Below are 26,515 nucleotides of genomic sequence, written 5' to 3'. Positions count from 1 at the left end.
ATCCTCTACTGCTGATCGGATGAGATAACGATGTCTGTAGCTGCTTACCAGAAAGCCAACCAGAATGCGGAGGCCCCTCGGCTGACCGAATATCGGGCGTTCGCATTATTCACTCGCGCCATGGAGGAAGCTGACAAGGAAGACGATGCAATGGCCAGGATCCGCGCCATCGCCAACAACCGGCGATTGTGGCTGACCTTGCAGACCGATCTTCTCTCCGAGGAGAACAATCTCCCGGATGATTTGAAAGGTCGGCTTCTTTCCATCGCGTTATGGGTGGGACGCTACAGCACGAAGGCCATGAAAGGCGAAGCCACCGTCGATCCTCTGGTGACGGTGAACAAGCAGATCATGGAAGGGATGAAACCGCGCGATGTCGCGCGAAAATCACCGGAGACGACGAGCGAACGTCCACGTCTCGACACCAGCATCACCCTCTGACACGATACCAAGTCGGCCTTAGCCCCGCATAAACCACCGCTCTACGCGGCGACGGCGCATTTTTCGCACTGCCGGCCTTTTTGGCAAGCCGCCCTATCTCACGCGGGCCCCAGCCGCTATACTCCGCCCGATCTGATTTTCGCGGAGAGAGAATATGAGTTGGGAAAAAGAAGCCGAAGACATCCGCGCCATGCGCGCTGCCGCCCTGGCCCAGGGCGGAGTGGACGCGATCCGCGCCCAGCATGCCAAGGGCCGCCTTACCATTCGCGAGCGGATTGACGGTATTCTCGACAAGGGGAGTTTCCGCGAGCACGGCCGCATCGCCGGCGCCGCCGAGCGCGATGAGGCGGGTAACCTCACCGGCTTCTCCCCCGCCAATTATGTCACCGGGCTTGGCCTGATCGACGGCCGCCCTGTCGCCGTCGGCGGGGAGGATTTCACGCTGAAGGGCGGCTCGCCCAACGCGGCGGGCCTTCGGAAAAGCATCTACGCTGAAGAGCTTGCCTCGCAATATCGCGTCCCCCTCGTGCGTCTGCTTGAAGGTGCGGGCGGCAGCGTCGCCAAGGGAAAAGGCAGCGGGACCGTCGGCAATCCCGTATTCGAGAAGCCGCGCTTTCTCTCGATTGCGAAGCTGCTCGGCGAAGTTCCGGTCGCTTCCGCCGCGCTTGGCCCCGTCGCAGGCTTCCCGGCGGCGCGCTTTGCAGCCTCGCATTTCTCGGTGATGACACGCGAGACGGCGCAGCTTCTGATCGCCGGCCCTGCGCTGGTCGAGCGCGCGCTCAATATCAAGATAACGAAGGAAGAGCTCGGTGGTGCAAATGTTCACAGCCGAAACGCCGTTGCCGCCAATATCGCGGCTGATGAAACGGACGCCTTCCGCCAGATCCGCGGGTTCCTCGGCTATCTCCCCGGCAACGTCTGGGAGCTTGCACCGCGCGCAGAGCCGACCGATCCCGCCGACCGGATGGCGGAGGAGCTGATCCGCATCGTGCCGAAAAACCGCCGCCAGATCTTCGATATGCGAAAGCTCGTGCAACTCGTCCTCGATCAGGACAGCTTCTTTGAGATGGGACGCCATTTCGGCCCCGGTCTGATCACGGCCTTCGCGCGGCTCGATGGCTACAGCGTCGGCGTGATCGCCAATGACAGCAAATTCTACGCCGGCGCGATGAGCGCGAAAGCGGCCCAGAAGGTCCGCCGCTTTATCGAGCTTTGCGACACCTTTCACCTTCCCATTGTGAATTTCGTCGATGAGCCGGGCTTCATGATTGGCCCGGAGGCGGAGAAAGAGGGCACGATCAAATATGGCACTTCTGCTGTTGCGGCGGCCGTCATGTCGGTCGTCCCCTGGGCCAGCGTGATCGTGAAAAAATCCTTCGGCGTCGCCGCCGCGGCGCATTACAGCGAGAACGGCTATGTCCTCGCCTGGCCTAGTGCGGAAGTAGGCCCGCTGCCCGTTGAAGGCGGCGTCGCGGTCGCCTATCGCCGCCAGCTCGAAGCGGCGGAAGATCCCGAAACGCTCCGCGCCGAGCTCGAGGAAAAGCTCTCCTTGCAGCAGTCGCCCTTCCCGCGCGCCGAGAGTTTCGCCGTTCACGACCTGATCGATCCGCGCGAGACGCGCCCCGCGCTCTGCCAGTGGATCAACTGGGTCGCGCCGCAGCTTGAGGCATTGAAAGGGCCGGTCAGCTTCGCCTTCCGCCCCTAGGCCATTTACCTGCCGCAGGCGCTTTGCTAGTATCGGGCGCCAGAAAATCAATAACGGGAAGAAAGCGATGACAGCCACATTGAAAGTTCAGATCGACGGATGGGAAAACGGCGGCACGATACCGGGGAAATTCGCCTTTGGCGTCCCGGCGAGCGAAGGGCATGTCGCGCTCAGCGATAATATCAGCCCTGCGATCAGCTGGTCCGGCGCGCCTGCGGGCACCAAATCATTTGCAATTATCTGCCACGATCCGGACGTGCCCTCGAGCGGGGAAGACGTCAACCAGGAAGGCCGGACGATCCCGTCCACCCTGCCGCGCGTCGATTTCTATCACTGGGTCCAGTTGGATATTCCGGCGAGCGTGACGCGCCTTGAGGAAGGCGCGGCCGGAAAGGGCGTGGTCGCGAAGGGCAAGGCACCGGGTAAAAATGCCCACGGCATCTCCGGCCTCAACAATTATACCGACTGGTTCGCGGGCGATCCGGACATGGGCGGCGACTATGGCCAGTATGACGGACCCTGCCCGCCGTGGAACGACAGCATCGTGCATCACTATCACTTCACCGTCTATGCCCTCGATGTCGAAACGCTGGGGCTTCAAGGCAAGTTCGGCGGCCCCGAAGCGCTTGCCGCGATGGAAGGCCACATCCTCGCGAAAGGCTCTGTTGTCGGGAAATATAGCCTGAACCCGGACGTTCCGGCTTAAAGCTTACATCTGCGTCTGATCATTACCGCCTCCGTCTCGCGCGGGGGCGGTTTTCTTTTGGATGTGCGTCAGGCGCGCTCCATAAAGGCAAGGCGGATGGCGAGGCCGATAAAGATCGTGCCCGAGAGCCGCGAGATCCATTTCGCCGCCGAGGGGCGCTGCAACAGCAGCCGGCCGGCCCCGCCCGAAAAAAGCCCGACCGCCCCGTTGCAGAGTATCCCCGTCAGGTTGAAGATCAGCCCGAGGATCAGGATCTGCAGTGCGATGGAGCCCGCACTGACCGAGACGAACTGCGGCAGGAAAGCAATAAAGAACAGCGCGACCTTCGGATTGAAAATGTTCGTCAGCATGCCGCGGCGAAAGACCGTCGCCATCGTCGCCGGCTTCACATGCGGGCGGCTGAGGTCCCCTGCCCGCTCGGAAAAGCTGCGGATGCCGATCCAGAGAAGATAGCCCGCGCCTGCGAAGCGCAGAATATCGAAGGCGAGCGCCGAGGTCTTGAAAATCGCCGTCACCCCGACGATGGCAAGCAGGATATGCACCATCGAGCCCGCGGAAATGCCGAGCGCGGCGGTGACGCCGGCGCGCGGCCCCTGCTTCAACCCGCTCGCCGTGGTGAACAGCATGTCCGGTCCCGGCGTCAGGTTGAGCGCGAGCGCTGAGACGACAAACAGCCAGAAGGGCCCCCACTCGATCAGCATCGATCAGTTTCCTTTTGCAAACTCCGGCCGGATCACGGCCTGCGCAACCAGCATCCGGTTGGTATTGGGATCGAAGGTGGCGGCGGGCGATCCGTAAAGAACATAGCCCTCGGCCAGCGCCCTGCTTACCCGGACGCAGAATTCATGGGTATCTTCGCCGCTCAGCAGCCGGTAAACGGGTTTTTCATCACTCATCAGTCAAGCCTCTTGCACGTCAATTCAGCTTCGTTTTTTCCGCGTCAGTAGTAATGCGAGCACCGCGACCGCGAAACAGGCAACGCCTGCGATCAGCAGCGGCAGGCGAAGCGGTGTCACATTCCGCCGGAGCGAGATCGCCTGCGCCGATATGGTCGCTTTTTCGGGCGTAATCCGCCAGTCGAACAGATAGTCGCCCGGCGCCGGCACGTCGAAGTCCGTGATGACCTGTTCCGCCGTTCGCGATGCATATTCGGGCGCATTATCCTCGCGCTTGTCGCGCTGCACGCCCTCGGCGGTAAAGGCAGGCAGCCCGCCGGGGCCGACGAGGATGATGCTGTATTCAAAAGCGGGATTGCTCTCCTCGCGAAGTTCAATCTCGTAGGAGATATCGAGCAGCGCCCGCATCGGGTTCATCGCGGGATCGAGCCGAACGAGCGGCGTGCTCCCCTCCGGCCCCTGCAGTTCAAAGCGGACCGCCTCCCTGCCGCTCGTCGAATAGTCATAGGCCGCCCAGCCGATCAGGCCGGCCCCTGCCAGAAAGAGCAACAGAAAATAGTGTCTTTTCATATGGTTTACCGCAAACGAGCGCCCGCCGATACAATGCCGCGACAATCGGCATTGCGCAAGCGCAACTCCGCGCGCGGCAGAAAATTCATGGGTCTTCGGGGAAGCGTGTGATGGTGCCGCCGGATAGATTTGAACTATCGACCTCTCCCTTACCAAGGGAGTGCTCTACCCCTGAGCTACGGCGGCAATGCAGATCAGAACGCGGCGGAATATATAGGGATTTCCTCCCTTGTCAAAGAAATTGTGCATTCCCCGGGTTTTTAAAAACGGACGCCGGACAAGGGTTGCAAAGCCGGCCGGAAGGGCATGAAAAGCGCCCTCTCGGGACGTTGGCGCACGTCTCCATAGACGCACCCACAGGGCGGGCGACGTATCCGTTTCGTCACAGAACTTTCAAGAAACTGCAACGCACGCCCTTTATCAAGTAGCCGATCACGGTGCCCCTTAAAGGGGGTGTCGCTAACCAGAGAGTTGCAGGAGTGCTACGATGTCTGCCGAAAAAAATGACCGCTTGTCGTTCGACGACTTTGACGAGGCGAACTATCCGCGCCGCGAAACCACCGATTTTGAGAGAATAACGGACCGGGTTCTCTCGCGCCGCCGCTTTCTTGGCGGAAGCGCCAAACTCGGCGCCGCCGCGTTTCTGCTCGGGACCACCTCCCTGCTCAACCGCGAGGGCCACGCCGCCAGCAGTCTTGATTTTCCCCCCGTCGCCGCCAACAGCCTCGATACCATCACCGTGCCCGATGGCTTTGACTGGCATGTCGTGACCCTTTGGGGCGATCCGCTCTGGTCGCACAGCAAGCCTTTCGATCCGGTAACGCGCGGCACGGCGGCGAGCCAGCTTCTCGCCGTTGGCGATAACACCGACGGGATGAGCCTTTTCGAGATTGACGGGCGGACCGTTCTTGTCGCCAACAATGAATATGTGAACCTTGATATCATCTATGGCAACCGGGCCAGCAAGGGGCCGGAGACGGCAGATGATGTCCGGAAGGCTATGGCCGCGCATGGCATCACCATCTCGGAAATCAGGAAGGACGGCGGCAAATGGCGCATCGTCCGCGACAGCCCCTATAACCGTCGCCTGACCGCGAGCAGCCCGATGGAGATCACCGGTCCCGCCCGTGGCCACGCCCTGATGAAGACGGAAGCGGATTCCGCCGGCACCCGCGCGCTTGGCACGCTCAACAACTGCGGCAACGGCCGGACGCCGTGGGGCACCTACCTCACCTGCGAGGAAAACTTCAACGGTTATTTTTCGAGCAGCGATGAGGCCTACGCCCCCTCCCCCTCGATGACGCGCTATGGCGTTGGCAACAAGGACTGGGGGTATGGCTGGGCCCGCGTGGAGCCGCGCTTTGATATCAGCAAGCACCCGAACGAGCCAAACCGATTCGGCTATATCGTTGAAATCGATCCCGAAGATCCCACCTCGACGCCGAAAAAGCGCACCGCGCTCGGCCGCTTCAAGCATGAAAATGCCGAACTTGTCGTCGCCAAGAACGGCGAAGTGGTCGTTTATCTCGGCGATGACGAACGCGGCGAATTCCTCTATCGATTTGTGAGCGCCGGGAAATATGTCGAGGGTGGCAACAACCGCGATCTTCTGGAAGAGGGAACGCTCTTCGTTGCGAAATTCAGCGATGACAGCAGCGGCCGCTGGATCCCGCTAACACCCGCGACAACGGGGATGTCGGAAGCGGAGATCGCCATCCGGACCCGCGAGGCGGCCTCCGCTGTCGGGGCAACGACGATGGATCGCCCCGAATGGGTCGCCGTCAACCCGCACCGCGCGGAAGCCTACCTCACCCTCACCAACAACAAGAACCGCGGCATTGACAAGACCAACGCCGGCGGCGATCCGATGCCGCTGAATGGTCCCAATCCGCGCGCCGAGAATAATTACGGACATATCGTCCGCTGGCGGCCGGCAGGTGAGGATCATGCGGCAGAAACCTTCACGTGGGATATCTATGTTCTTGCCGGCAACCCGGCACTGCATGAGGGCGCCAATGCGGGGTCAGTCAATATCACCGCCGATAACATGTTCAACTCGCCCGACGGGCTTGCCTTTGACGCAAGCGGCAACCTCTGGATCCAGACGGACGGCAATTATTCCGACAGCGGCGATTTCAAGGGCATGGGCAACAACCAGATGCTGCTCGGCGACCCGGCGACGGGCGAGATCAAACGCTTTCTGGTCGGACCGAAAGAATCCGAAGTTACCGGCATCACCTGGAGCCCGGATCGGCGCACGCTTTTCGTTGGCATCCAGCATCCCGGCGAAAAGGGCAACAGCCACTTCCCGGACGGCGGCACATCCGTTCCCCGCTCCGCAGTGATTGCGATCAACCGCAAGGACGGCGGCCTCATCGGCTAAGCCGCCGCTGATATGAGGGGATGAGAGAAGAGGGAAGAGGGAAGAGGGGCGCATCGCCCCTCTTTTTATGTCGCCCTTTTTTGTGCGGACATGACATAATAGGGCGAGACGCAGTCCCACGGCATTTGAGACGATGACGAACGAGAGCATAAAGAAGCAACAGCAGGCCGAGAAAGCCGAGCGACTTGCCGAGGCGCTTCGGCAGAATTTGCGCAAACGGAAAGAACTTCAGCGCAATCGCGGTGAAGCCGCGCCGCCGCCGATCAAGAACCCCGACCGTTTCGGCAAGGCGTGAATTCGTCTTTTACCTTGGCCCTTTCCCCCACAAACGCTAGTATGCCGCTCAAAATCAATAGTTTGAGCGGAGAGTGACGACCCATGGCAATTATGTCGGACAAATGGATCAGGCAGGCGGCGCAGGACATGAAGATGATCGAGCCGTTTGTCGAAAGCCAGAAGCGCGAAGGCACCATCTCCTATGGTCTTTCCTCCTATGGCTACGACGCCCGGGTTTCCGATGAGTTCAAGATATTCACCAATATCGATTCGGCCACTGTCGATCCGAAAGCCTTCTCCAACAACAGTTTCGTTGATCGCAAGACGGATGTGTGCGTTATTCCGCCGAATTCCTTTGTTCTTGCGCGCACCGTCGAATATTTCCGCATCCCGCGCGATGTCCTCGTCATCTGCCTCGGCAAATCCACCTATGCGCGCTGCGGCATCATCGTCAACGTGACCCCGCTCGAGCCGGAGTGGGAAGGCCATGTGACGCTGGAATTTTCCAACACCACGCCGTTGCCGGCAAAAATCTATGCCAATGAAGGAGCCTGCCAGTTCCTGTTCCTGAAAGGAAACGAGCCGTGCGAGGTCACCTACAAGGACCGCGCCGGCAAGTATATGGGCCAGCAGGGGGTCACCCTGCCGCGCCTGTGAGCGACGATAATCAGGCGCATCGCGGCGAAAAGCGGCAAGGTCCTGTCCTGCGGGCCCCCAAATTCTTTCCCTTGGCGGGAAAAATGGGATAATAAGGCGCTCTTTCGACAAATTTCATGGCGGATATGGCAGGGAAGGCTCCCCTCTCCTATCGTCAGAATGAAGCAGGATAGTCAATATGGATAGTATTCGGATCAGAGGCGGCAAACCGCTTATTGGAAAAATCGAGATCAGCGGCGCGAAAAACTCGGCGCTGCCGCTGATGGTTGCGAGCCTGCTGACAGAAGAAACGCTGACCCTCTCCAACCTGCCGCATGTTGCCGATATCTCGACGCTGATCACCCTGCTCTGCCAGCATGGCGTGACGGCGGTCATGAACGGCGAAAGCGGAAACGGCGGCGGCTCGGACGGCCGCTCCCTCGCGCTGACCGCGAAAGAGATTACGAGCACCGAGGCCCCATACGACATTGTTCGCAAAATGCGGGCGGGCGCGCTCGTCATCGGCCCGCTGCTTGCGCGGGTCGGCAAGGCGCGCGTCTCGCTTCCCGGCGGCTGCGCCATCGGCACCCGGCCAATGAATTTGCATATCAGCGCGCTTGAAGAGATGGGCGCAAAAATCACCATTGCGGGTGGCTATATGGAGGCAGAGGCGCCGAACGGCCTCGTCGGCGCGGAGATCCGCTTCGAGACGGTATCGGTCGGCGCGACCGAGAACCTGCTAATGGCTGCCTCACTCGCCAAAGGTACAACGGTGCTGGAGAACGCCGCGAAGGAGCCGGAGATTACCGATCTTGTCGAACTGCTCCGCGCCATGGGGGCCGATATCGAGGGCGAGGGCACGAGCCGCCTCGTCATCCGCGGGGTGGAGCGGCTGCACGGCGCGAGCCACCGCGTCATGCCGGACCGGATTGAAACCGGCACCTACGCGATGGCGGCAGTGATCACGGGCGGGCGGATCGAGCTCACCAACACGCGCGCGAATATCATCCGCTCCGTTCTCGATGTGCTGGAGGAAGCGGGCGCCGATATCACGGAGACGGAAAACGGCATCATCGTCGCCCGCCAGAACTCCGCGATCCATGGCGTTGATATCATGACGCTGCCCTACCCCGGCTATCCGACCGACATGCAGGCGCAGCTCATGGCGCTGATGACCCTTGCCGACGGCGCGGCGATGATTACGGAAACGATCTTTGAAAATCGCTTCATGCATGTGCCGGAGCTTGCCAGGCTTGGCGCGAATATCACCGTGCATGGCCATTCGGCGCTTGTCCGCGGAGTAAAAAGGCTGGTCGGCGCGCCGGTGATGGCGACGGATCTTCGCGCCTCCGTCTCGCTCGTGCTTGCGGGCTTGGCGGCGGAGGGAGAAACGATTATCAATCGTGTGTATCATCTCGACCGCGGCTATGAGCGGCTTGAAGAAAAGCTCGCGGCCTGCGGCGCGGATATCGAACGCATCCACGCGAGTTGACCAAACCATGAGGAACCGCAATGCCCGATCCCCTGAAGCTTGTCGCGACCGAAATTGAAGATATGCAGATCCTCTCCGCCGCGCTTGAGGGATTGATCACCAGCGCAGGCGAGATGAGCTATCTTCGGCCCGCCCGCGCTTTCACGGTGATGGGCTCGCGTTTTCGATGGGAGGAGCCGGCGGCGCAGGATGAGGACAGTAAAAGCTGGCATCGCATCCGCTCCGGCGTTTATATCGGGGATGTGATCGCGGTCAAGGCAAGTGGCATCTCCCAGCAGCGGCCGCGCGAAGTACTTGAATTATTGAGCCTCTCGACACATGTCGGAGAGGATATGGAGACCGAAATCACGTTCAACTTTGCCGGCGGCGGAACCCTTCGGATAAAAGCGGAATGTATTAATGTAACCCTGACCGACACAGGCGACGCGTGGAAAACGGACCATCGGCCGACCCATGAGACGGCGCCGCTCGCGGATCAGGACAATTAGGAAACGGAGCGAACGCGTGTCATCAAGCGAAGAACTGGTCATTGCCCTGCCGAAAGGTCGGATACTGAAAGAGGTCATGCCGCTCATTCGCGCGGTCGGGATCGAACCCGAGCCGGCGTTTGACGATCCGGACAGCCGCCTGCTGCAATTTCGCACCAACCATCCGCATATCTCCATTATCCGCGTGCGTTCGTTCGATGTCGCGACCTTCGTTGCCTTCGGCGCGGCGCAGCTTGGTGTCGCGGGCAACGATGTGCTGCTGGAATTCAACTATCCCGAAATCTACGCTCCGGTCGATCTCGACATCGGGCATTGCCATATTGCCGTCGCCCAGCCCGTCGATATGGAAGAGGACAGCGATCCCGGCCGCTGGAGCCATATCCGCATCGCGACGAAATACCCGAACCTGACGCATAAATTCTTTGCCGAGGCAGGGATCCAGGCGGAATGCATCAAGCTTTCCGGTGCGATGGAGCTTGCCCCCGGCCTCGGGCTTTGCCGCCGCATCGTTGATCTTGTCTCGACAGGCGCAACACTGAAGGCCAACGGGCTGGTGGAGGTTGAGAAAATCCTCGACATCACCTCGCGCCTCGTCGTCAATCGCGCCGCGCTGAAGACCCGCTCGGTCGAGCTCAACGGCTGGATCGAGAAATTCCGGGAGGTTGTGAATGCCGCTTAAACTTGAGAGCCGCGACGCCGGATTTGAGGCTGCCTTCGCCGCATTTCTCGACCAGAAACGGGACGAGGATCGCAACGTCGATGCCATCGCGGCCGATATCCTCGCTGATGTCCGTGCAAGAGGCGATGCGGCGCTGCTCGACTACACCGCGAAATTCGACCGGCTGACGGTGACGGCCGCGGCGGATTTGCGCCTCTCCCGCGCCGAGATCGACGCCGCCATCGCCGCGTGCGATGCCGAAACGCTCGCCGCGCTTAAAGTCGCGGCCGACCGCATCGAGGCCTATCACAGGAAGCAGCTTCCCGAGGATGCCTTTTACGAGGATGCCGACGGCGTCTCCCTCGGCTATCGCTGGACGGCGATCGAGAATGTCGGCCTCTATGTGCCGGGCGGGCGGGCGACCTACCCCTCCTCTGTCCTGATGAACGCGATCCCGGCGAAGGTTGCCGGCGCCTCGCGCCTCGTCATGGTCGTGCCGATGCCAGAGGGAGCGTTCAACCCGCTCGTCCTCGCCGCGGCGGATCTTTGCGGAGTCGATGAAATCTACCGCATTGGCGGCGCGCAGGCGATAGGCGCCCTCGCCTATGGGACCGAGACAATCGCCCCCGTCGACAAGATCGTCGGCCCCGGCAATGCCTATGTCGCGAGCGCCAAGAAACAGGTGTTTGGCACTGTCGGCATCGACATGATCGCAGGGCCCTCGGAAATCCTGGTCGTCGCCGACAGCCGCAATGATCCGGCGTGGATCGCCGCGGATCTCCTCAGCCAGGCCGAGCATGACCCGGTCGCGCAAAGCATCCTGATCACGGATGATGCGGGTTTCGCCGCGGCTGTCGAGAAGGCGATCGAGACGCATCTTACGACGCTCGAGCGCGCCGCGATTGCCCGCCAAAGCTGGCAGAAATTTGGCGCCATCATCATCGTTGGCGACATGGCGGAGGCGCCAGCCCTTGTCGATCGCATCGCACCCGAGCATCTTGAGCTCTGCGTTGATGAGCCTGAGGCGCTTGCCGCAAAAATCCGCCATGCAGGCGCGATTTTCCTCGGTCGCTACAGCCCCGAGGCGATTGGCGACTATGTTGCCGGGCCGAACCATGTGCTGCCGACCTCGCGCACGGCGCGCTTCTCTTCGGGGCTTTCGACCCTCGATTTCGTCAAGCGCACGTCGCTGATGAAGCTCGGGCCCGACAGCCTCAGGCGGATCGGCCCCGCGGCGCTCGCGCTTGCGAGATCCGAAGGCCTTGGCGCACACGCCCTCTCCATCTCGATCCGCCTGAACTGACGGGAGCCTGATCGGAATGGCGTCATGAGCACCCAGCGGATTGTCAAAATCGCCCTCGATGAGAAATCGGTCGTGCGCCGCAACGCGGATATCGAGCATGAGCGGAAAGTCGCCATTTTCGATATTCTGGAGCAGAATCATTTCGCGGTCGTTGGCCATGAGGAGAGCGGTCCCTATTCGCTGCATCTCAGCATCGAGGACAACCGCCTCGTCTTCGATATCCGCAGCGAGGATGACGAGACGGAACTGGCGCGCGTGCCGCTGCCCGTCATTTCATTCCGCCGCATCATCAAGGATTATTTCCACGTCTGCGAAAGCTATTTCGACGCCATCAAGACCGGCTCGCCCTCCAAGATCGAAGCCATCGACATGGGCCGGCGCGGCTTGCACAACGAAGGCTCGGAACTGCTCAAGGAACGGATCAGCGACAAGGTCGATACCGACTTCGACACGGCCCGCCGCCTGTTCACCCTGATGTGCATTCTCCATATAAGAGGATGATCATGCCGGGGGGAGGGGTTCATATCAAGACCCGAAAATCGGGCCTCAGCCGCGCATGAGCGACCATGCCTACAGCGACAAACTGCCGGGAAGCGTTCTCTTCGCCTGCACGCATAACAGCATCCGTTCGGTGATGGCGGAAAACATCATGAAGAGCCTTTATGGCCACACGGTCTATGTCGACAGCGCCGGGGTGCGCGCCCAGACGGTCAATCCCTTCGCGGTCGAGGTGCTGGATGAAATCGGCCTCGATGCGTCGCGCCATATCGCCAAGAATATGGACGATCTCGGCGATGAGTCGTTCGATCTCATCATCTCCCTCTCGATCGATGCCCACCACAAGGCGGAAGAGATGACCCGGACAACGGCGACCGAGCTTGAATTCTGGAATATCATCGATCCATCGGTCACGGAAGGAAACCGGGAGATGCGCCTCAACGCCTTCCGCCACGTCCGCGATGATCTTTACGAGAAAATAAAAGCAAGATTTAGGACGGTGCCTTTACCCGAAGTTTAAGTCAACCGGCCGCTTACTGTTGCGAATTCACCAGAATTCCCTTTGAATTTGCGTTTTCTATACCTATCTGACAAGGAAAGACTTGCATTTTATCGGTGCTGACCCTTATTTTGCAGCATCCGAAATAACTGGAAATAGGATTTTATGGCCAAAGAAGAACTGCTTGAATTTGAAGGAACTGTAACGGAACTGCTGCCAAACGCGATGTTCCGTGTCGTCCTTGAGAATGATCACGAAGTACTGGCGCACACCGCCGGCAAAATGCGTAAACACCGTATCCGCGTTTTGGCAGGTGACAAGGTCACTGTCGAGATGACCCCGTATGACCTGACCAAAGGCCGTATCACCTTCCGTTATAAATAAGGTGATCGCGTATGGGTGATCACGCCAACACCGGAAAGACGGCGTCCGGCCACGCTCCAGCGCGTCATCAGGTTACCCCGCACTTGTCCCCCGCTCCCGAATTTATCCTGGCATCGGCATCGCCGCGGCGGCTTCAGCTGCTCGAGCAAATCGGCATCCGCCCCAATGCCATCGATCCGGCCGAGATTGATGAGAGCCCGGCGCGGGGCGAACTGCCCCGCCATCTCGCCGCCCGTCTCGCCGAGCAGAAAGCACGGGCCGTCGCGGACCGCCATAGCGGCAAATTCCTTCTCTCCGCCGATACCGTCGTCGCGGTCGGTCGCCGCGCGCTTGGCAAAGCGGAAAGCGAGGCCGAGGCGAGGCGCTTTCTCACGCTCCTTTCCGGCCGCCGCCACCAGGTGCATACCGGCGTCACGCTGATCACGCCGAGCGGCAAGGCGATCGCGCGCACCGTCTCGTCAGCGGTCATTTTCAAACCGCTCGACGCGGTCGATATGCGCGTCTATCTCGCCTCGGGAGAATGGCAGGGCAAGGCCGGCGGATACGCCATTCAGGGCCTGGCTGCGGCCTTCATCCGCCAGATCCAGGGCTCCTACAGCAACGTTGTCGGACTGCCGCTTTTTGAAGTCGCCAACATGCTGAAAGGAGCCGGTTTTCCGCTCTGGGCCGAGCTTCGGGCATGACCCGCACCCTGCTCATCGAGGAGGGCCCGATCGAGACCCGGGCCGCGCTCCTTGACGGCGGCGACCTTCTGGAAATCCATATCGAACGGCCGGAGACGCTGTCGCGCGTCGGCCTCTTCTATCTCGGGCGCATCGCCAAAATTCTCCCCGACATGAACATTGCCTTCGTCGATATCGGCGGCGGCGAGACAGGCTTTCTCCAGCTTGGCGACCTCGCATCGGCGGAGAAAAGCATCTCCCGCGCTCTTCATGAAGGCGAAAAGCTGCTGCTACAGGTGCGGAAGGACGCAACCGGGGACAAGGGCATCCAGCTCGGCGCGCGCTACGAGCTTGTCGGCAATTTTCTCGTCTTTCGGCCGGGCGGCCGCGGGCTTCTGTTCGCCAAAGGCCTCCGCGATGAGACGCGCCGCGCCGCGCTCCGCTCCCTCCTCGCGCGAGAGGCGGAAGACGCCGGGCTCACCATTCGCACGAGCGCCGGAGAGGCAAGCGATGCCGAGATAACTGCCGACCTTGCCCGCCTGCGCGAGACGTGGGCCGAGGCAAAGGCCACGGCGAAAATAATGAAAAAGCCGGGGCTGGCCGGGTCCGCCCCCTCCCCGCTACACCTCCTGCTCAATCGCTGCCTCGCGCCCGGCCTTGACATCATCGTCAATAATGTCGCGGCGCTGAACGGCGTCAAACGCTACCGCGTGGCGCATCCGCAAATGCCCGCCGGCGCGCTCACCCTCTGGACGGAGCCGACGGCTCTGTTCGAGGCGATGGAGGTCGAAGCCGGGATCGAGCGCGCGCTTCGCCGGCGCCTCACCCTTCCTTCGGGCGCGAACATCGTTATTGAGCCAACCGAGGCGCTTACCGTGATCGATGTCAATTCGGCCGGGCGGACGGCAGGCGACGGGCGTCGCTCCGCCGAGCTCGCCGTCAATATGGAAGCGGCCGCGGAAATCTGCCGCCAGATCCGCCTTCGCAACCTCGGCGGCATTATCATCATCGATTTCATTCAGATGAACGGCAAGGGCGAAGCGCGGGAACTCACCGCCGCGCTCGAGGCCGCCCTTGCGCGCGATCCCGTGCCCACCCGCGTCGTCGGCATGACCGAGCTTGGCCTGATGCAGATCACCCGCAAGCGCCAGCGCCAGCCGCTTCGCGACCTGATGCTCGAGCCTTGCCCGCCATGCGGCGGCGATGGTTTTCGAAAATCCGACGCCGCGCTGCTCGCCGATCTTTTCCGCGCCCTGCAGCGGAGCGCGCCGCATGTCAAATCGGCGGCACTCCGCATTCGAACGGGAAGCGCTCTTGCCTTCCTGCTGCAAAAGCATCAGAGTCGTTTTGAAGCGGCGCTCGCCCGCCCGCTTGTCCTTGAGACGGACGCAACCATGGATGCGTTCCAGTATGAGGTGAGTTGAAAAGTGACTGAGACCAACATTCCGGCAAAGCCCTGCCCGCAATGCGGCAAGCCCGCCGTATTCAAATACCGGCCCTTCTGCTCGGCCCGCTGCAAGCAGGTGGATCTTGGCAAATGGTTTAACGAGGCCTATGTCATCCCCGGCGAACCGGCCCTTCCCGATAGCGACGAAACCCCGGACTAGCCCGGCCTTTTCGCGCCGATGCGGAAAAAAACCTCTCCGGAACAGAGACTTGCCGCTTTTCTTGTTTTTTGCGTCAACACCTCTGGACAGCCCGTGATATTTCTTTTATAACCCAGCAGCCGCGCCGGAATGACGGCGCGAAGAACATGAAATGCCCAGGTAGCTCAGTTGGTAGAGCAGCGGATTGAAAATCCGCGTGTCGGTGGTTCGATTCCGCCCCTGGGCACCACTTCCCCGCCCCCCGAATATTATGTGATGACGACAGTCGGTCTTAACCAACCGCCGTTGGGCTCTCGGATGCGTGCGCAGGAAAGCCGCGCTTTGGGATCAGCAGCACGATAAGGCCCGCGCCGACGGCGAGCCAGAGGGAGCCGATCCAGAGGAGGTCATAGCTGCCGGTTGTATCGAAAACATAGCCGCCAAGGAATGCGCCCATCGCCCCGCCGATCGAGTGTCCCGCCGCAATCAGCCCCATCGTCAATCCCATGACTTTCAAACCCACGTGGCTGGCGACGAGGCTGGCGGTCACCGGCAATGTCGCGTAATCCACCGTGCCAAATAGTATGGCGAACAGAAACAGGGTTTCCATGGAACTGCCGGGAAGGTTCGCGAGAAGGACAAAGGTCACGCTTCGCAAAATATAGATTGCGCCGAGAAGCATCGGACGATTGACCCGGTCCGTCAGCCAGCCCGCCGTGATCATGCCAAGCAGGTTGACGCCGGAGAGAACGCCGTAAGCCGTGGCGCTTGGGATGGGCGGAAAGCCGCAAAAGGCGGCAAACGGCATTAGATGCGTTTCAATCACGCCTGTCGTCGTAAATCCGCAGATCAGGAAGCTCCAGAACAGCGCATGGAACGCCGGCTTTCTGATAATAAAGAGGAAATCCTCCACCATCCCGGATGTATCAGAGTGCTGTGCAAGCGGACGCCCGGCCGCGCCATCGCGGCGCTTCAGACTTCCGGCAATGCAAGGGATAAGCATCAGACTGGCGATGCCGAGCGCCCCGAAACTCCAGCGCCAGCTCGCAAAGGCCAGCAGCACGGCAATCAGGGGAACGATGAGGAACTGGCCGCCCGTCGCCCCCGATGTCGCGATGCCGGTCGCGAGCCCGGTATGTGTCTGAAAAGTTCGCGCAATGGCGGTCGCGACGACATGAGTTGCAACGATACCAAATCCGACAGCGGCAAAGCCGGCGAATCCGATAACGAACATTACCTTGCCATCCATCGCGGCCACCAGAAGACAGCCGATGCCAAGGAGGCCCATGCCAAGGTTGAGGGTGAAACGCGGTCCGCGCCTGTCGACCAGCCGCCCGGCAAAGGGCGCAACTATCGCCATGACAACAAGCGCCGTCGCGCCCACACCGGAAATATAGCTGCTTGACCAGCCAAACTCGCTTTGCCAGACCGGCATGACAAGCCCGAGCGCGGCGCGCCCCGAAAAGGCGATGGCCAACACCAGAAAGCCGAAGATAACAACAGCCCAGTGCTGGGGCTTCGTCTGCAAGGTTGCATTGTTCATATGGATGTCTCCGTGCCCTACAGATGACACGCGAAGACGGAAAAACAAAGCGAGAAATTTTAAGTTCGAATATAATGCGCAAGATGGACCGTAGGCTGAATTGAGCCTTGAGCAAGATGCACCACTCGCGAAAAACCCTGCCGAACGAGGAGGATCTGATGCAAAAGATGAAAGCCGCCAATAGCATAGAGCCCGGACGAATCATTTCGGATGGCGTCAAGGCGAGGGTGGCGCCATGACTTTGGCGGAAAGCGACGCGAACGGGGATAACGCGGCCGCGTCATCGGGCTCACAGCTCGACCGGCTGCTCGCACTCGCGGCTGAGCGGGAGCCGGTGCGGACTGCCGTCGTGCATCCTTGCGATGCGGTTTCTCTGACCGGCGCGCTCGAAGCGGCGCGGATGAGACTGATCGAGCCGATCCTGGTCGGCCCGGCCGAAAAGATCAAGGCCGCTGCTGCTGCGGCGGACGAAGATCTCACCGGCATCCCTCTCGTTGCGGTCGAGCACAGCCATGCCGCCGCCGCGGAAGCCTGCCGCATGGCGCGCGCCGGCGAAGTTGGCGCGATCATGAAAGGCAGCCTCCATACGGACGAGCTGCTCGGCGCGGCGGTGGACGGCGCATCGGGATTGCGCACCGACCGGCGGATGAGCCATGTCTTCATCCTCGATGTCCCGACCTATCCGCGCCCGATCTTTCTCAGCGATGCGGCCATCAACATCGCGCCCGATCTCGCCACCAAGAAGGATATTGTCCAGAACGCCATCGATTGCGCCCATGCCCTTGGCGTCGCCGAGCCGCGCGTCGCCGTCCTTGCCGCCGTCGAGACAGTTCACCCGAATATGTCCGCGACGCTTGACGCCGCCGCCCTCTCGAAAATGGCGGAGCGTGGCCAGATCGTCGGCGGGCTGGTTGACGGCCCGCTCGCGTTCGATAACGCAATTTCCCCGGAAGCGGCCGCGACCAAAAAGATCACCTCACCCGTGGCGGGGCGCGCGGACGTGCTGATCGCGCCGAATATCGAAGCGGGCAATATGCTGGCAAAGCAGCTTGCCTATCTCGCGGGCGCCCAGTCGGCGGGCATCGTCATGGGCGCGCGGGTTCCCATCATGCTGACGAGCCGGGCCGACGGGCGTCTGTCGCGACTGGCCTCCTGCGCCGCCGCCCTGCTGGTCGCGCGCCATGAAAGGATCAAACCGAGCCGATGACCGATGCGCTTCTCGTCCTCAATGCCGGATCGTCCAGCCTGAAATTCGCGGTTTATGGCTGCCAGGCCGAGCTGCCGCTGCTGTTCAAGGGCAGTATCTCCCGCCTCGCCCATGAACCACGCCTCAAAATCCGTGCGGGCGGCAAGACCGTCTGCGACCGGATTACCGGCCCCGCCCCCATGCCACTGCACGCCGCCGCCCGGGAGGTGTTCGCCGCGCTCGATGAGTATGGGCTGACCGATAATATTGTCGCCGTCGGCCATCGTATCGTGCATGGCGGACAGGCTTTCACCGAACCCGCCCTGCTTGACAGCGCGGCGATCGACCGGCTCCGCCGTCTCGTGCCGCTCGCGCCCCTGCATCAGCCCTATAATCTCGACATCGTCGATCTGGCGACGAGCCTGCTGCCCGCCGCGCTTCAGGTCGGCTGCTTCGATACGGCGTTCCACGCGGCAAGGCCACGACGCGACCGCCTTTATGCCCTGCCGCGCGAGCTTAGCGATGACGGCATCCTCGCCTATGGCTTCCATGGCCTCTCTTACGCGCATATCGCGCAAGCTCTGCGCGCACAGGACGGCGAACGCGCCGGGGGCCGCACCATCGTCGCGCATCTTGGCAGCGGCGCAAGCCTCTGCGCCATGGACAGGGGGCGGAGTGTTGCGACGACAATGGGCTTTTCGGCGCTCGATGGCCTTGTCATGAGCACGCGCTGCGGGTCACTCGATCCGGGGATCATCCTGCATCTGTTGCGCGACCGGCAGATGAGCCCTGACGCGGTCACCGATCTTCTCTATGCGCAGTCCGGCCTGCTTGGCGTCTCAGGGATTTCCAGCGATATGCAAACGTTGCTCGAAAGCACGGATGCGCGCGCGGCCGAGGCGATCGATCTCTTTGTTTACCGGATCAAGCGTTCCATCGGTTCTCTCGCGGCCGCGCTTGGCGGGCTCGATACGCTGGTCTTCACGGCGGGGATTGGCGAGAACGCCCCGGCGATCCGGGAGCGCATCGGCGAAGCGGCCGCGTGGCTCGGCGTCCGGATTGATCCCGCGCGCAACGACCGCGGCGAGTTGAAGATCAACACCGCGCAATCAGCCGTCGATGTGCTCATCATCCCGGCCGATGAGGAACATGCCGTGGCTGAAGAGACGCTGGCCTGCATCGGAAAACAAAAGGAGGGAGCTGCGGCGGGATGAACGATACTGCGGGAGATCCGGGCGGCCTCAAACCTGCCGCAAACGCCGCGGCCGCTTATCATGCAATGCCCCCTGACGAGGCGCTGGCGCATGTTGCCGCGATCCCGCCGGGTCTCGATAGCGCGGAGGCGGCGCGCCGGCTTGCGCGCACAGGCCCGAACGAGCTTCCCGCCGCCAGAGGCCGCCATCCCGCCCTTCGCTTTTTCGCGCAGTTCAACAACGCGCTGATTTATTTCCTGCTCGCGGGAGCCGTCGCCGCATGGATCCTCGGCCACATCGTCGATGCGTCGGTGATCGTTGCGGTGGTCGTCGTCAACGCCATCGTCGGCTTCATCCAGGAAGGAAAGGCCGAGAACGCCCTCAACGCCATCCGGAGCATGATCTCGCCGCGCGCCAATGTGCTCCGCGACGGCAGACGGATGAGCGTTCCTGTCGCCGAGCTGGTACCGGGAGACATCGTGCTTATCGAGGCGGGCGATCGGGTGCCCGCCGACTTGCGGCTCATTCGCGCGCGCGGCCTTCTGATCGACGAAGCGGCGCTGACGGGCGAATCCGTCGCCGCCGAAAAGCAGGAAGAGCCGGTGCCCGCCGATGCGGCGCTCGGCGATCGCGCGTCTATGGCCTATTCGGGAACAATGGTCGCTGCCGGCCAGGGGACAGGCATTGTCGTCGCGACAGGCAGCAATACGGAAATTGGCAGGATCAGTACGCTGATCAGCGGGGTTCAGGAACTGACGACGCCGCTCTTGCGGCAGATCAACCGCTTCGGCCGGCGCTTTACCTGGGTCGCGATTACGGGCGCTCTTCTCCTCTTCCTCTTCGCCGTGTTCGTGCGTGATTTCGCCTGGGCGGAGGCGTTGATCGCCGTGGTGGCGCTTGCCGTCGGCGTCGTCCCCGAGGGCTTGCCCGCCGTCATCACCATCACGCTCGCCATCGGCGTGCAGCGCATGGCGGCGCGCAATGCCGTGATCCGCCGCCTGCCCGCCGTCGAGACGCTCGGCGCGACCTCCGTCATTTGCTCCGACAAAACGGGCACACTCACGCGCAATGAAATGACGGCGCGGCGCGTCATCGTTCAGGGTGATGAAATCGTCGCGGGCGGCTCCGGCTATTCGCCGGAAGGTGAGCAGCTCTTTCCTGACGATGCGCCGGATGCCGCCGCCGAGCATGGCAACGCGCTGACGCTGATCCGCGCGGGGCTTCTCTGCAACGATGCAGAGCTGCGGCACGCGGCGGGAACATGGACGATCGAAGGCGATCCCATGGAAGGCGCGCTGGTGACGCTCGCCGTGAAAGCCGGCTTCGATCCGGAGAACATCAGGGCCGAGTGGAAGCGTCAAGACGAAATTCCGTTCGATGCAGAGCACCGTTTTATGGCGACGCTGCACCGGGTTCCCTATGGCGGGCGGGTCATTTTAGTTAAAGGCGCACCCGAGCGCGTGCTCGAGATGTGCTCGCATCAGGCGGATGGAGACGGCATCTCCGCCCTTGATCCCGGCTATTGGGCCGGCCGGATTAGCGCCGCCGCCGCGGAAGGCGAGCGGGTTCTCGGCTTCGCGATGAAACATGCGCCGGAAGTCATGGACCGGCTCTCTTTCGACGATGTCGAGCGCGGTCTCACCTTTCTCGGCGTCGTCGGCTTCATAGACCCGCCCCGGGAGGAGGCGATTGCGGCAATTGCCGAGTGCCGGTCCGCCGGTATCCGGGTGAAGATGATTACCGGCGATCATGCCGCGACGGCCGCCGCGATTGCCCGGCAGCTTGGCCTTGGCGAAACCGGGCGTGTCCTCACGGGCCACGATCTCGACAACATTTCCGACGAGGAATTCGCCGCCGCTGTCAGGGACACGACCGTCTTTGCGCGCACCAGCCCCGAACACAAGCTCCGCATCGTGCGGGCGCTCCAGGCGGACGGGGAAGTCGTTGCCATGACGGGCGACGGCGTCAATGATGCCCCCTCGCTCAAGCAGGCGGATGTCGGCATCGCCATGGGCCGCAAGGGGACCGAGGCGGCGAAGGAAGCCTCGCAGATGGTGCTGCTGGATGACAATTTTGCCTCCATCGTCGCCGCCGTCCACGAGGGACGGACGGTGTATGACAACATCCGCAAGGTCGTCTCCTGGACGCTGCCGACGAACGGCGGCGAGGTGCTGACCGTCATCGCGGCCATCCTCTTTAATTTCACGATGCCGATGACCCCGGCGCAAATCCTCTGGATCAACCTGATCCTAACCGTCACGCTCGGTCTCGTCCTCGCGTTCGAGCCGCCGGAGCCGAATGTCATGAAGCGCCCACCGCGCGCGGCCAGCGCCGGGCTGCTTTCACCCTTTCTGGTCTGGCGCATCGTCTTCGTCTCGCTGATCTTTGTCGCCTGCGCGCTTTTCATTTTCTTCTATGCGCTCGGCAAGGGCCTCGATGTCGATACCGCCCGGACGATGGTGGTGGACATGATCGTCGTCCTCGAGATATTCTATCTCTTTAACGTCCGCTATCTGCACATGACTTCGTTCACATGGCGTGGCGCGCTCGGAACGCCGGCGGTGCTGATCGCCATCGCCGTTGTCGTGGCGGCCCAGCTTGCCTTCACTTACCTGCCCCTCATGCAGCAGCTTTTCGCAACACGGCCCGTAAGCTTGCTTGACGGCATGCTGATCGTCGCGATCGGCGTGCTCGCCATGGCGATACTCGAAGGCGAGAAATACCTGATGCGCGCCCTCGGACGACAAACCGACTAAAGCGTGACCCTTACGCTACAGCGCCAGCATGTTGAGCCAGGCGTCATGCTTGTTACAGAGCGAGACGATATAGAGGCGATTCTTTAGGCCGGTGATGTCATAGGTGGTGATCGGGGCGTCGATTTCGGGGTTGAACAGCCGTTCCTCGACGAAACCGAGGTTCTCATCGAGCAGGATATGCTTGATGATATAATGGACATAGCTGTCCATCTCGTGGCCGGTGGTCACCTCGATGCTGTTGCCGCTCCGCTCGATCATGGGAACGTGGGTTTCTTCCTTGCCCTGCCAGCGGCCCGGCGCGGCCTTTGTGTAATAGAGGGCGCCGGCGAATTTCGAGCCCATCGGATCGGGCATCCCGCCCGCAAAGGCGCCCCTTGGCAGGACCACGGAAGACGCCACGCCAAGTAGCCCGAGCCCCTTTAAAAATACCCGTCTCTGCATCTCTCCCTCCCTATATTCTCCGCCCCTGTCAGTGAACGGCAAAAGCTTCAACCAGCTCAAGCGGCCCCTTGCCCTTGACGTTGAGCGTGCCGAGCGACCGGGCATCGCAGTCACTTCTGATTTCCCGCCACGCGGCGTTCGTCATCACGACGCTGCCCGGTGTGCCATGCTCGACCAGCCGCGCGGCGATATTCACCGTATCGCCCCAGACATCGAACAGAAACTGATGCTTGCCGACGATCCCGGCAACGACAGGCCCGACATGGAGGCCGATCCGCACCTCCCAGTTCGGCGCCATCGTGCCGGCAACGCGCGACATCTCAAGGCCGCAGCGGACCGCCGTCAGGAGCGGCGCCTCGACCGGGCGGAGCAGTCCGCTGGTCGCCATGAAGGCATCGCCGATGGTCTTGATCTTCTCCATCCGGTGCCGCTCGACAAGTGCCTCGAACGCCTCGATCAGCGCCTGCAGATGACCGACGACGGTCTCCGGCAGGTTGCGGTCGCAATAGGCGGTAAAGCCGACGATATCGCAAAAGAGGATGCCCACGGCCTCATAGTTGCGGGGCCGAACGGCGCCTGTCTCTTTCAACTCGCGCACCGCCGTCGCGGGAAGGATGGCATGGAGGAGCTCATCGGTGCGCTTCTGCTCGGCGATGATCTGGATGCGGTGCGCCTCCTCCTGATCGCGCAGGCGCTTCTTTTCGAGCGATGCCGACACCCGCGCCTTGAGGAGGGTCGCGTTAAAGGGCTTGGGCAGGAAATCCTCGGCCCCGAACTCGATGCATTTGACGACGCTTTCAAGCTGGTCGGCGGCCGAAATCATGATGACCGGGATATGGCGAAGGCGGACATCCTTCTTGACCGTTTCCAGCACCTGATAGCCATCCACCTCCGGCATCATGATGTCGAGAAGGACGAGATCAAACGGCCGGGACATCATCTTCTCCAGCGCCTCGCGTCCGTTGATCGCGGTCTCCAGCTGCCGATAGCCGATCTTTTGCAGCCGCCGCGTGAGGGTGAAGCGGTTATCCTCGTTATCATCGACAATCAGAATGCGGGCGGCGGCGTCCATCACGATGGCGCCCCCTTATCGAGGAAATGGCGGATCTTCTCCAGCAGCCGCTCAAACTCGACCGGCTTGGTATCAAAGTCATCGCAGCCCGCCGCGAGCGCCCTCTCCCGCTCCCCCTCCAGCGCATGGGCCGAGAGGGCGATGATCGGAATGGCCTTCGTCTCCGCGCCGGATTTCAGCAGGCGCGTCGCCTCCCACCCGTCCATGACCGGCAGGCTGAGGTCCATCAGGATCAGTGCCGGTCGCTCGCGCCTTGCCGCCTCGATCCCGGCGGCGCCATCCTCGGCGGTCACCACCTCGAAGCCTTTGCGTTTGAGGCGGCGCGACAACATGTAGATATTGTCCTCATTGTCTTCGATATAGAGGATTTTGGTCATCCTGCTTCTCCGGCCGTCGAGTAGGGTGCTTTGAGATGGCGCCTGACATAACGGCGCACTTCATCGAGGAAAGACGGCGCGCCATCGACCGTTTTCTGGATAATCTGCTTCACCCCGCCATTGAGCCGCCTGCGATCCTCATCGGAGAGATCCGCGCCGGTGATCACCACGACCGGCACGCCCCGCGCCTCGGGGATTGACTTCAGCGCATGGACGAATTCAAAGCCATCCATTTCCGGCATGATCAGGTCGAGCAAGATGAGATCGGGGATGGCCCTGCCGACCAGCTCGAGCCCGGTCCGGCCGTTCACCGCCTCCCGCACGCGCCAGCCTTCGGCGACAAAAATCCGCCGCATCTGCTGACGGGTCGATCCGTCATCCTCGACAATCAGAACACTGCCGCCATTGCCGTTCAGCTTGTAGCGCTCCAGCAGCGTAAGCAGGCGCTTGCGATCGACCGGCTTGGTCATATAATCGGCGACGCCGAGCGAGAAGCCCTTGTGCTTGTCGTCAACGATGGAGACCATCACCACGGGGATCTCGCGAAGCTCCGGATCGGCCTTCAGATCCTGAAGCAGGCTCCAGCCGTCCTTGCCCGGCATCACCACATCGAGGGTGATCAGCGCCGGGCGGAGTTTCCGCGCCTCGACCAGCCCCTCCTCGCCGCCGCTTGCCGTCACCACCTCATACCCCTCGCTTGTGAGGAAGTTGCAGAGGATGTCGCGGGCCACCGGATCATCATCGACTACCAGCACGACATTGCGGCCCCGCCCGCCCCGCACGGGTATGCGGGCAGGCGGCGCGCCGGGCCGCGCGTCAACCTCCAGCCCCGCCGGTATTTCAAGGGGCAGGCGGACGCGGAAAACCGATCCCTTTCCGGGCGTGCTCTCGACGCTGACATCGCCGCCCATCATCCGGCAGAAGCGCTGCGAGATGGCGAGGCCGAGACCGGTGCCGCCATATTTCCGGGTCGTCGAGGAATCGGCCTGCGAAAAATCGCTGAAGAGCCGCTCCAGCTGCTCGGGCGTCATGCCGATGCCGGTATCCGAGACGGCAATCTCGACGCTTCCTGTCTCTTCTCGAACGCGGATGCCGATGGTGCCGTTTTCGGTGAATTTGCAGGCATTGCTGACAAGGTTGAAAACGACCTGCCGGACCCGCGTGATATCGGAGACCATCGGCGGCAGGCTATCGGGCAGCGTTACCTCGATGCGGTTGTTGTTCGGCGCCGCGAGCGGGCCGGCCATATCAACGCAGTCGCGGATCACCGAGGCGAGATCGAAACGCTCCACATGCAGTTCCATCTTGCCCGCTTCGATCTTGGAAAGATCGAGGATGTCGTTGATGAGCTTGAGGAGATGCTTGCCCGCCCGGCTGATCCGCTGCAACGGCTCGATCATATGCTCATCACCGTCGGCGATGGCGTCTTCCTCCAGCATTTCCGTAATGCCGATCACGGCGTTCAGCGGCGTGCGGAGTTCATGGCTCATATTGGCGAGGAACTGGCTCTTGGTGCGCGTCGCCCGCATCGCCATGTCACGCGCCTCGGCCAGCCGGTCGACCATCTCGCCAAGCTCTGTCTCACGCGCCTTGGCTTCGGTGATATCGGTGAACACCCCAACGATGCCGCCGTCCGCCGTCTTCTGCTCGTTAATGCGCAGCCACTGCCCGTCGGCGCGCAAATGCTCATAGGGCCCGGTCGGGTTGCGGTGCCGCTCGAGCCTCTCCGTCAGCCACTGATCGGCATTGCCCTCCGCCGCGACGATCATTTTCTTCGCCACCGCGGCGGAGATGATCTCCTCGTAGCTGATGCCCTTTTCAATCGGCAGGCCGAGATAGCTGTACATCTCGCGGTATTTCCTGTTGCTGACGATCAGGCGGTCATCGGCGTCATAAAGGGCGAAGGCGTCGGTCACGGCCTCGATCGCCTCGAGCAGCTTCTCCTGCGCCGATCTCGCCTCGGCCTGCGCTTCCTCGCGCTCGACCTCAAGCCGGTCCCGCTCGATCAGGCTGTCGCGAAAGAGGGTGAGGGTGCGGGTCATCTCGCCGATTTCATCGCGGCCCGCGGGCGGGATCGCCACCTGATGATCGCCGCGGGTGATCGCGCGCATGGCGGTGACAAGGCGCATTAGCGGCGTGCGGATCGAGCGAAGCACGAGAAAGGTCAGGAGCAGCCCGACAAGCGTTGCCGCCGCGATAATATAAAGCGACAGGGTGACGGTCTCGCGCGCCGAGGAGAGACCCGCCCGGCTCTCGGCCAGCGCTTCGGCTTCGAGCCGGCTGACAATCTCCGAGAGATGATCGTCAATCGTCTGGATATGCACCCGCGCCCGCGCCATCAGGGAATTGCCGATCACCCGGCGCTCATCCGTATAGGCCTCAACGGCGAGCAGCGCCTCCTTCATCAGAAGATCCAGCTCCTGATTGATCAGCGCGACGCGCTCGGGCTCATAGTCCGCGAGCTCGGCAAGGCTTGACTTGAGCGAGGCGCGGGCCGCTTCGGCATTCCGCTCCGACAGGGTGAGCAGGCTGACCGCGAGGTCTGAGAGCCAGAATTTCAGATCGCCAAAGGATTTGCTCGCCGCATTCGCGGTCGTCATCCGGCTGACAAGCATTGCCTCTGACGCGATTGTCTCCGCATTCTGCGTCAGCCGGTTGTTGAGAAAAAGGTTCGACCCGACAAGCATCACCAGAAGCGCCACGCTCAGGATTGAAAGCCGCGTCAGAATGGAAAAATTGCTCATCTCCCTACCGCGCTTTCATT

The 26,515-nt window shown here is 61.9% G+C and carries 27 protein-coding genes and 2 tRNA genes; 20 read left to right on the top strand and 9 right to left on the bottom strand.

The features are described 5' to 3' along the window. Window positions 1-30 precede the first annotated feature (30 nt). From flaF to V7Z56_RS12870, 3 genes are all read left to right on the top strand, one after another. A complete protein-coding gene (gene flaF / locus V7Z56_RS12880) occupies window positions 31-441 on the top strand; it encodes a flagellar biosynthesis regulator FlaF (RefSeq protein WP_334129907.1) in 411 nt (136 codons plus the stop codon). A gap of 154 nt (window positions 442-595) precedes the next feature. Beyond that, window positions 596-2,146 carry an acyl-CoA carboxylase subunit beta gene (locus V7Z56_RS12875; protein ID WP_334129906.1) on the top strand — a complete coding sequence of 517 codons (1,551 nt, stop codon included), beginning with the start codon at window positions 596-598 and terminating at the stop codon, window positions 2,144-2,146. A 79-nt stretch (window positions 2,147-2,225) separates the two neighbouring features. After that, entirely contained in the window at window positions 2,226-2,852 is a 627-nt protein-coding gene (locus V7Z56_RS12870; protein WP_443023813.1) for a YbhB/YbcL family Raf kinase inhibitor-like protein, read from the top strand. 68 nt (window positions 2,853-2,920) lie between these two features. Here the strand turns inward: V7Z56_RS12870 and V7Z56_RS12865 are convergent, their stop codons facing one another. The 4 genes from V7Z56_RS12865 to V7Z56_RS12850 all read right to left on the bottom strand — a co-directional run bounded on the left by V7Z56_RS12865 (window position 2,921) and on the right by V7Z56_RS12850 (window position 4,504). Then, window positions 2,921-3,553 (bottom strand): LysE family translocator, encoded by a 633-nt coding sequence (locus V7Z56_RS12865; RefSeq protein ID WP_334129904.1) that lies wholly within the window; start codon window positions 3,551-3,553, stop codon window positions 2,921-2,923. 3 nt (window positions 3,554-3,556) lie between these two features. Then, a complete protein-coding gene (locus V7Z56_RS12860; protein WP_334129903.1) occupies window positions 3,557-3,748 on the bottom strand; it encodes a DUF1737 domain-containing protein in 192 nt (63 codons plus the stop codon). A gap of 24 nt (window positions 3,749-3,772) precedes the next feature. Then, window positions 3,773-4,318, bottom strand: a complete 546-nt coding sequence (locus V7Z56_RS12855; protein ID WP_334129902.1) for a hypothetical protein — start codon at window positions 4,316-4,318, stop codon at window positions 3,773-3,775. A 111-nt stretch (window positions 4,319-4,429) separates the two neighbouring features. Continuing rightward, window positions 4,430-4,504, bottom strand: a tRNA-Thr gene (locus V7Z56_RS12850). Between the two features lie 301 nt (window positions 4,505-4,805). Here V7Z56_RS12850 and V7Z56_RS12845 point away from each other — a divergent pair. The 14 genes from V7Z56_RS12845 (at window position 4,806) to V7Z56_RS12780 (ending at window position 15,433) form a co-directional block, all read left to right on the top strand. Continuing rightward, window positions 4,806-6,701: a PhoX family protein gene (locus V7Z56_RS12845; RefSeq protein ID WP_334129901.1), complete on the top strand. Its 1,896-nt coding sequence runs from the start codon at window positions 4,806-4,808 to the stop codon at window positions 6,699-6,701. A gap of 133 nt (window positions 6,702-6,834) precedes the next feature. Then, window positions 6,835-6,996 carry a hypothetical protein gene (locus tag V7Z56_RS12840; RefSeq protein WP_334129900.1) on the top strand — a complete coding sequence of 54 codons (162 nt, stop codon included), beginning with the start codon at window positions 6,835-6,837 and terminating at the stop codon, window positions 6,994-6,996. Between the two features lie 83 nt (window positions 6,997-7,079). After that, window positions 7,080-7,634 (top strand): dCTP deaminase, encoded by a 555-nt coding sequence (gene dcd, locus V7Z56_RS12835; protein WP_334129899.1) that lies wholly within the window; start codon window positions 7,080-7,082, stop codon window positions 7,632-7,634. 178 nt (window positions 7,635-7,812) lie between these two features. Continuing rightward, window positions 7,813-9,105, top strand: a complete 1,293-nt coding sequence (gene murA / locus V7Z56_RS12830; protein WP_334129898.1) for a UDP-N-acetylglucosamine 1-carboxyvinyltransferase — start codon at window positions 7,813-7,815, stop codon at window positions 9,103-9,105. Window positions 9,106-9,125: 20 nt separating this feature from the next. Continuing rightward, window positions 9,126-9,593 (top strand): DUF2948 family protein, encoded by a 468-nt coding sequence (locus V7Z56_RS12825; protein ID WP_334129897.1) that lies wholly within the window; start codon window positions 9,126-9,128, stop codon window positions 9,591-9,593. Beyond that, window positions 9,559-10,272, top strand: coding sequence for an ATP phosphoribosyltransferase (gene hisG / locus V7Z56_RS12820; protein WP_443023805.1), 714 nt, complete (start codon window positions 9,559-9,561; stop codon window positions 10,270-10,272). Before V7Z56_RS12825 ends, hisG begins: the two co-directional genes overlap by 35 nt. Next, window positions 10,262-11,554, top strand: a complete 1,293-nt coding sequence (gene hisD, locus V7Z56_RS12815; protein ID WP_334129895.1) for a histidinol dehydrogenase — start codon at window positions 10,262-10,264, stop codon at window positions 11,552-11,554. Before hisG ends, hisD begins: the two co-directional genes overlap by 11 nt. A 24-nt stretch (window positions 11,555-11,578) precedes the next feature. Further along, window positions 11,579-12,055 (top strand): UPF0262 family protein, encoded by a 477-nt coding sequence (locus V7Z56_RS12810; RefSeq protein WP_334129894.1) that lies wholly within the window; start codon window positions 11,579-11,581, stop codon window positions 12,053-12,055. Window positions 12,056-12,110: 55 nt separating this feature from the next. After that, entirely contained in the window at window positions 12,111-12,572 is a 462-nt protein-coding gene (locus V7Z56_RS12805; protein ID WP_334129893.1) for an arsenate reductase ArsC, read from the top strand. 144 nt (window positions 12,573-12,716) lie between these two features. Beyond that, window positions 12,717-12,935 (top strand): translation initiation factor IF-1, encoded by a 219-nt coding sequence (gene infA, locus V7Z56_RS12800; RefSeq protein WP_161315948.1) that lies wholly within the window; start codon window positions 12,717-12,719, stop codon window positions 12,933-12,935. 11 nt (window positions 12,936-12,946) lie between these two features. Then, entirely contained in the window at window positions 12,947-13,618 is a 672-nt protein-coding gene (locus V7Z56_RS12795) for a Maf family protein (RefSeq protein WP_334129892.1), read from the top strand. Then, the gene (locus tag V7Z56_RS12790; RefSeq protein WP_334129891.1) at window positions 13,615-15,021 is read left to right on the top strand and encodes a ribonuclease E/G; all 1,407 of its coding nucleotides are present in this window, start codon (window positions 13,615-13,617) and stop codon (window positions 15,019-15,021) included. The genes V7Z56_RS12795 and V7Z56_RS12790 overlap by 4 nt, the downstream gene beginning before the upstream one ends. Before the next feature lie 3 nt (window positions 15,022-15,024). Next, window positions 15,025-15,204: a DNA gyrase inhibitor YacG gene (locus V7Z56_RS12785; RefSeq protein ID WP_334129890.1), complete on the top strand. Its 180-nt coding sequence runs from the start codon at window positions 15,025-15,027 to the stop codon at window positions 15,202-15,204. Between the two features lie 153 nt (window positions 15,205-15,357). After that, window positions 15,358-15,433: transfer RNA gene (locus V7Z56_RS12780), tRNA-Phe, on the top strand. A 42-nt stretch (window positions 15,434-15,475) separates the two neighbouring features. On the opposite strand, the gene V7Z56_RS12775 is transcribed toward V7Z56_RS12780, so the two are convergent. After that, on the bottom strand, window positions 15,476-16,726 hold the full coding sequence (locus tag V7Z56_RS12775; RefSeq protein WP_334129889.1) for an MFS transporter: 1,251 nt from the start codon (window positions 16,724-16,726) through the stop codon (window positions 15,476-15,478). A 235-nt stretch (window positions 16,727-16,961) separates the two neighbouring features. On the opposite strand from V7Z56_RS12775, the gene V7Z56_RS12770 reads away from it, so the two are divergent. From V7Z56_RS12770 to V7Z56_RS12760, 3 genes are read left to right on the top strand one after another with little or no spacing between them, the layout of a single operon-like run. Then, window positions 16,962-17,933 (top strand): bifunctional enoyl-CoA hydratase/phosphate acetyltransferase, encoded by a 972-nt coding sequence (locus V7Z56_RS12770; protein ID WP_334129888.1) that lies wholly within the window; start codon window positions 16,962-16,964, stop codon window positions 17,931-17,933. Next, window positions 17,930-19,126: an acetate/propionate family kinase gene (locus tag V7Z56_RS12765; RefSeq protein WP_334129887.1), complete on the top strand. Its 1,197-nt coding sequence runs from the start codon at window positions 17,930-17,932 to the stop codon at window positions 19,124-19,126. The genes V7Z56_RS12770 and V7Z56_RS12765 overlap by 4 nt, the downstream gene beginning before the upstream one ends. Continuing rightward, window positions 19,123-21,861 (top strand): cation-transporting P-type ATPase, encoded by a 2,739-nt coding sequence (locus V7Z56_RS12760; RefSeq protein WP_334129886.1) that lies wholly within the window; start codon window positions 19,123-19,125, stop codon window positions 21,859-21,861. The genes V7Z56_RS12765 and V7Z56_RS12760 overlap by 4 nt, the downstream gene beginning before the upstream one ends. A gap of 15 nt (window positions 21,862-21,876) precedes the next feature. On the opposite strand, the gene V7Z56_RS12755 is transcribed toward V7Z56_RS12760, so the two are convergent. From V7Z56_RS12755 to V7Z56_RS12740, 4 genes are read right to left on the bottom strand one after another with little or no spacing between them, the layout of a single operon-like run. Beyond that, window positions 21,877-22,302: a hypothetical protein gene (locus tag V7Z56_RS12755; RefSeq protein WP_334129885.1), complete on the bottom strand. Its 426-nt coding sequence runs from the start codon at window positions 22,300-22,302 to the stop codon at window positions 21,877-21,879. Between the two features lie 28 nt (window positions 22,303-22,330). Further along, on the bottom strand, window positions 22,331-23,374 hold the full coding sequence (locus V7Z56_RS12750; RefSeq protein ID WP_334129984.1) for an adenylate/guanylate cyclase domain-containing protein: 1,044 nt from the start codon (window positions 23,372-23,374) through the stop codon (window positions 22,331-22,333). Then, window positions 23,374-23,751, bottom strand: coding sequence for a response regulator (locus tag V7Z56_RS12745; protein WP_334129884.1), 378 nt, complete (start codon window positions 23,749-23,751; stop codon window positions 23,374-23,376). The genes V7Z56_RS12750 and V7Z56_RS12745 overlap by 1 nt, the downstream gene beginning before the upstream one ends. Further along, on the bottom strand, window positions 23,748-26,495 hold the full coding sequence (locus V7Z56_RS12740; RefSeq protein WP_334129883.1) for a response regulator: 2,748 nt from the start codon (window positions 26,493-26,495) through the stop codon (window positions 23,748-23,750). Before V7Z56_RS12740 ends, V7Z56_RS12745 begins: the two co-directional genes overlap by 4 nt. Between the last annotated feature and the right edge of the window lie 20 nt (window positions 26,496-26,515).

It is taken from the genome of Sneathiella sp., from assembly GCF_036844445.1.
Classification (GTDB): Bacteria; Pseudomonadota; Alphaproteobacteria; order Sneathiellales; family Sneathiellaceae; genus Sneathiella.
Note: the sequence above shows the minus strand (reverse complement) of the source record. Positions and strands in the feature narration are given on the sequence as shown.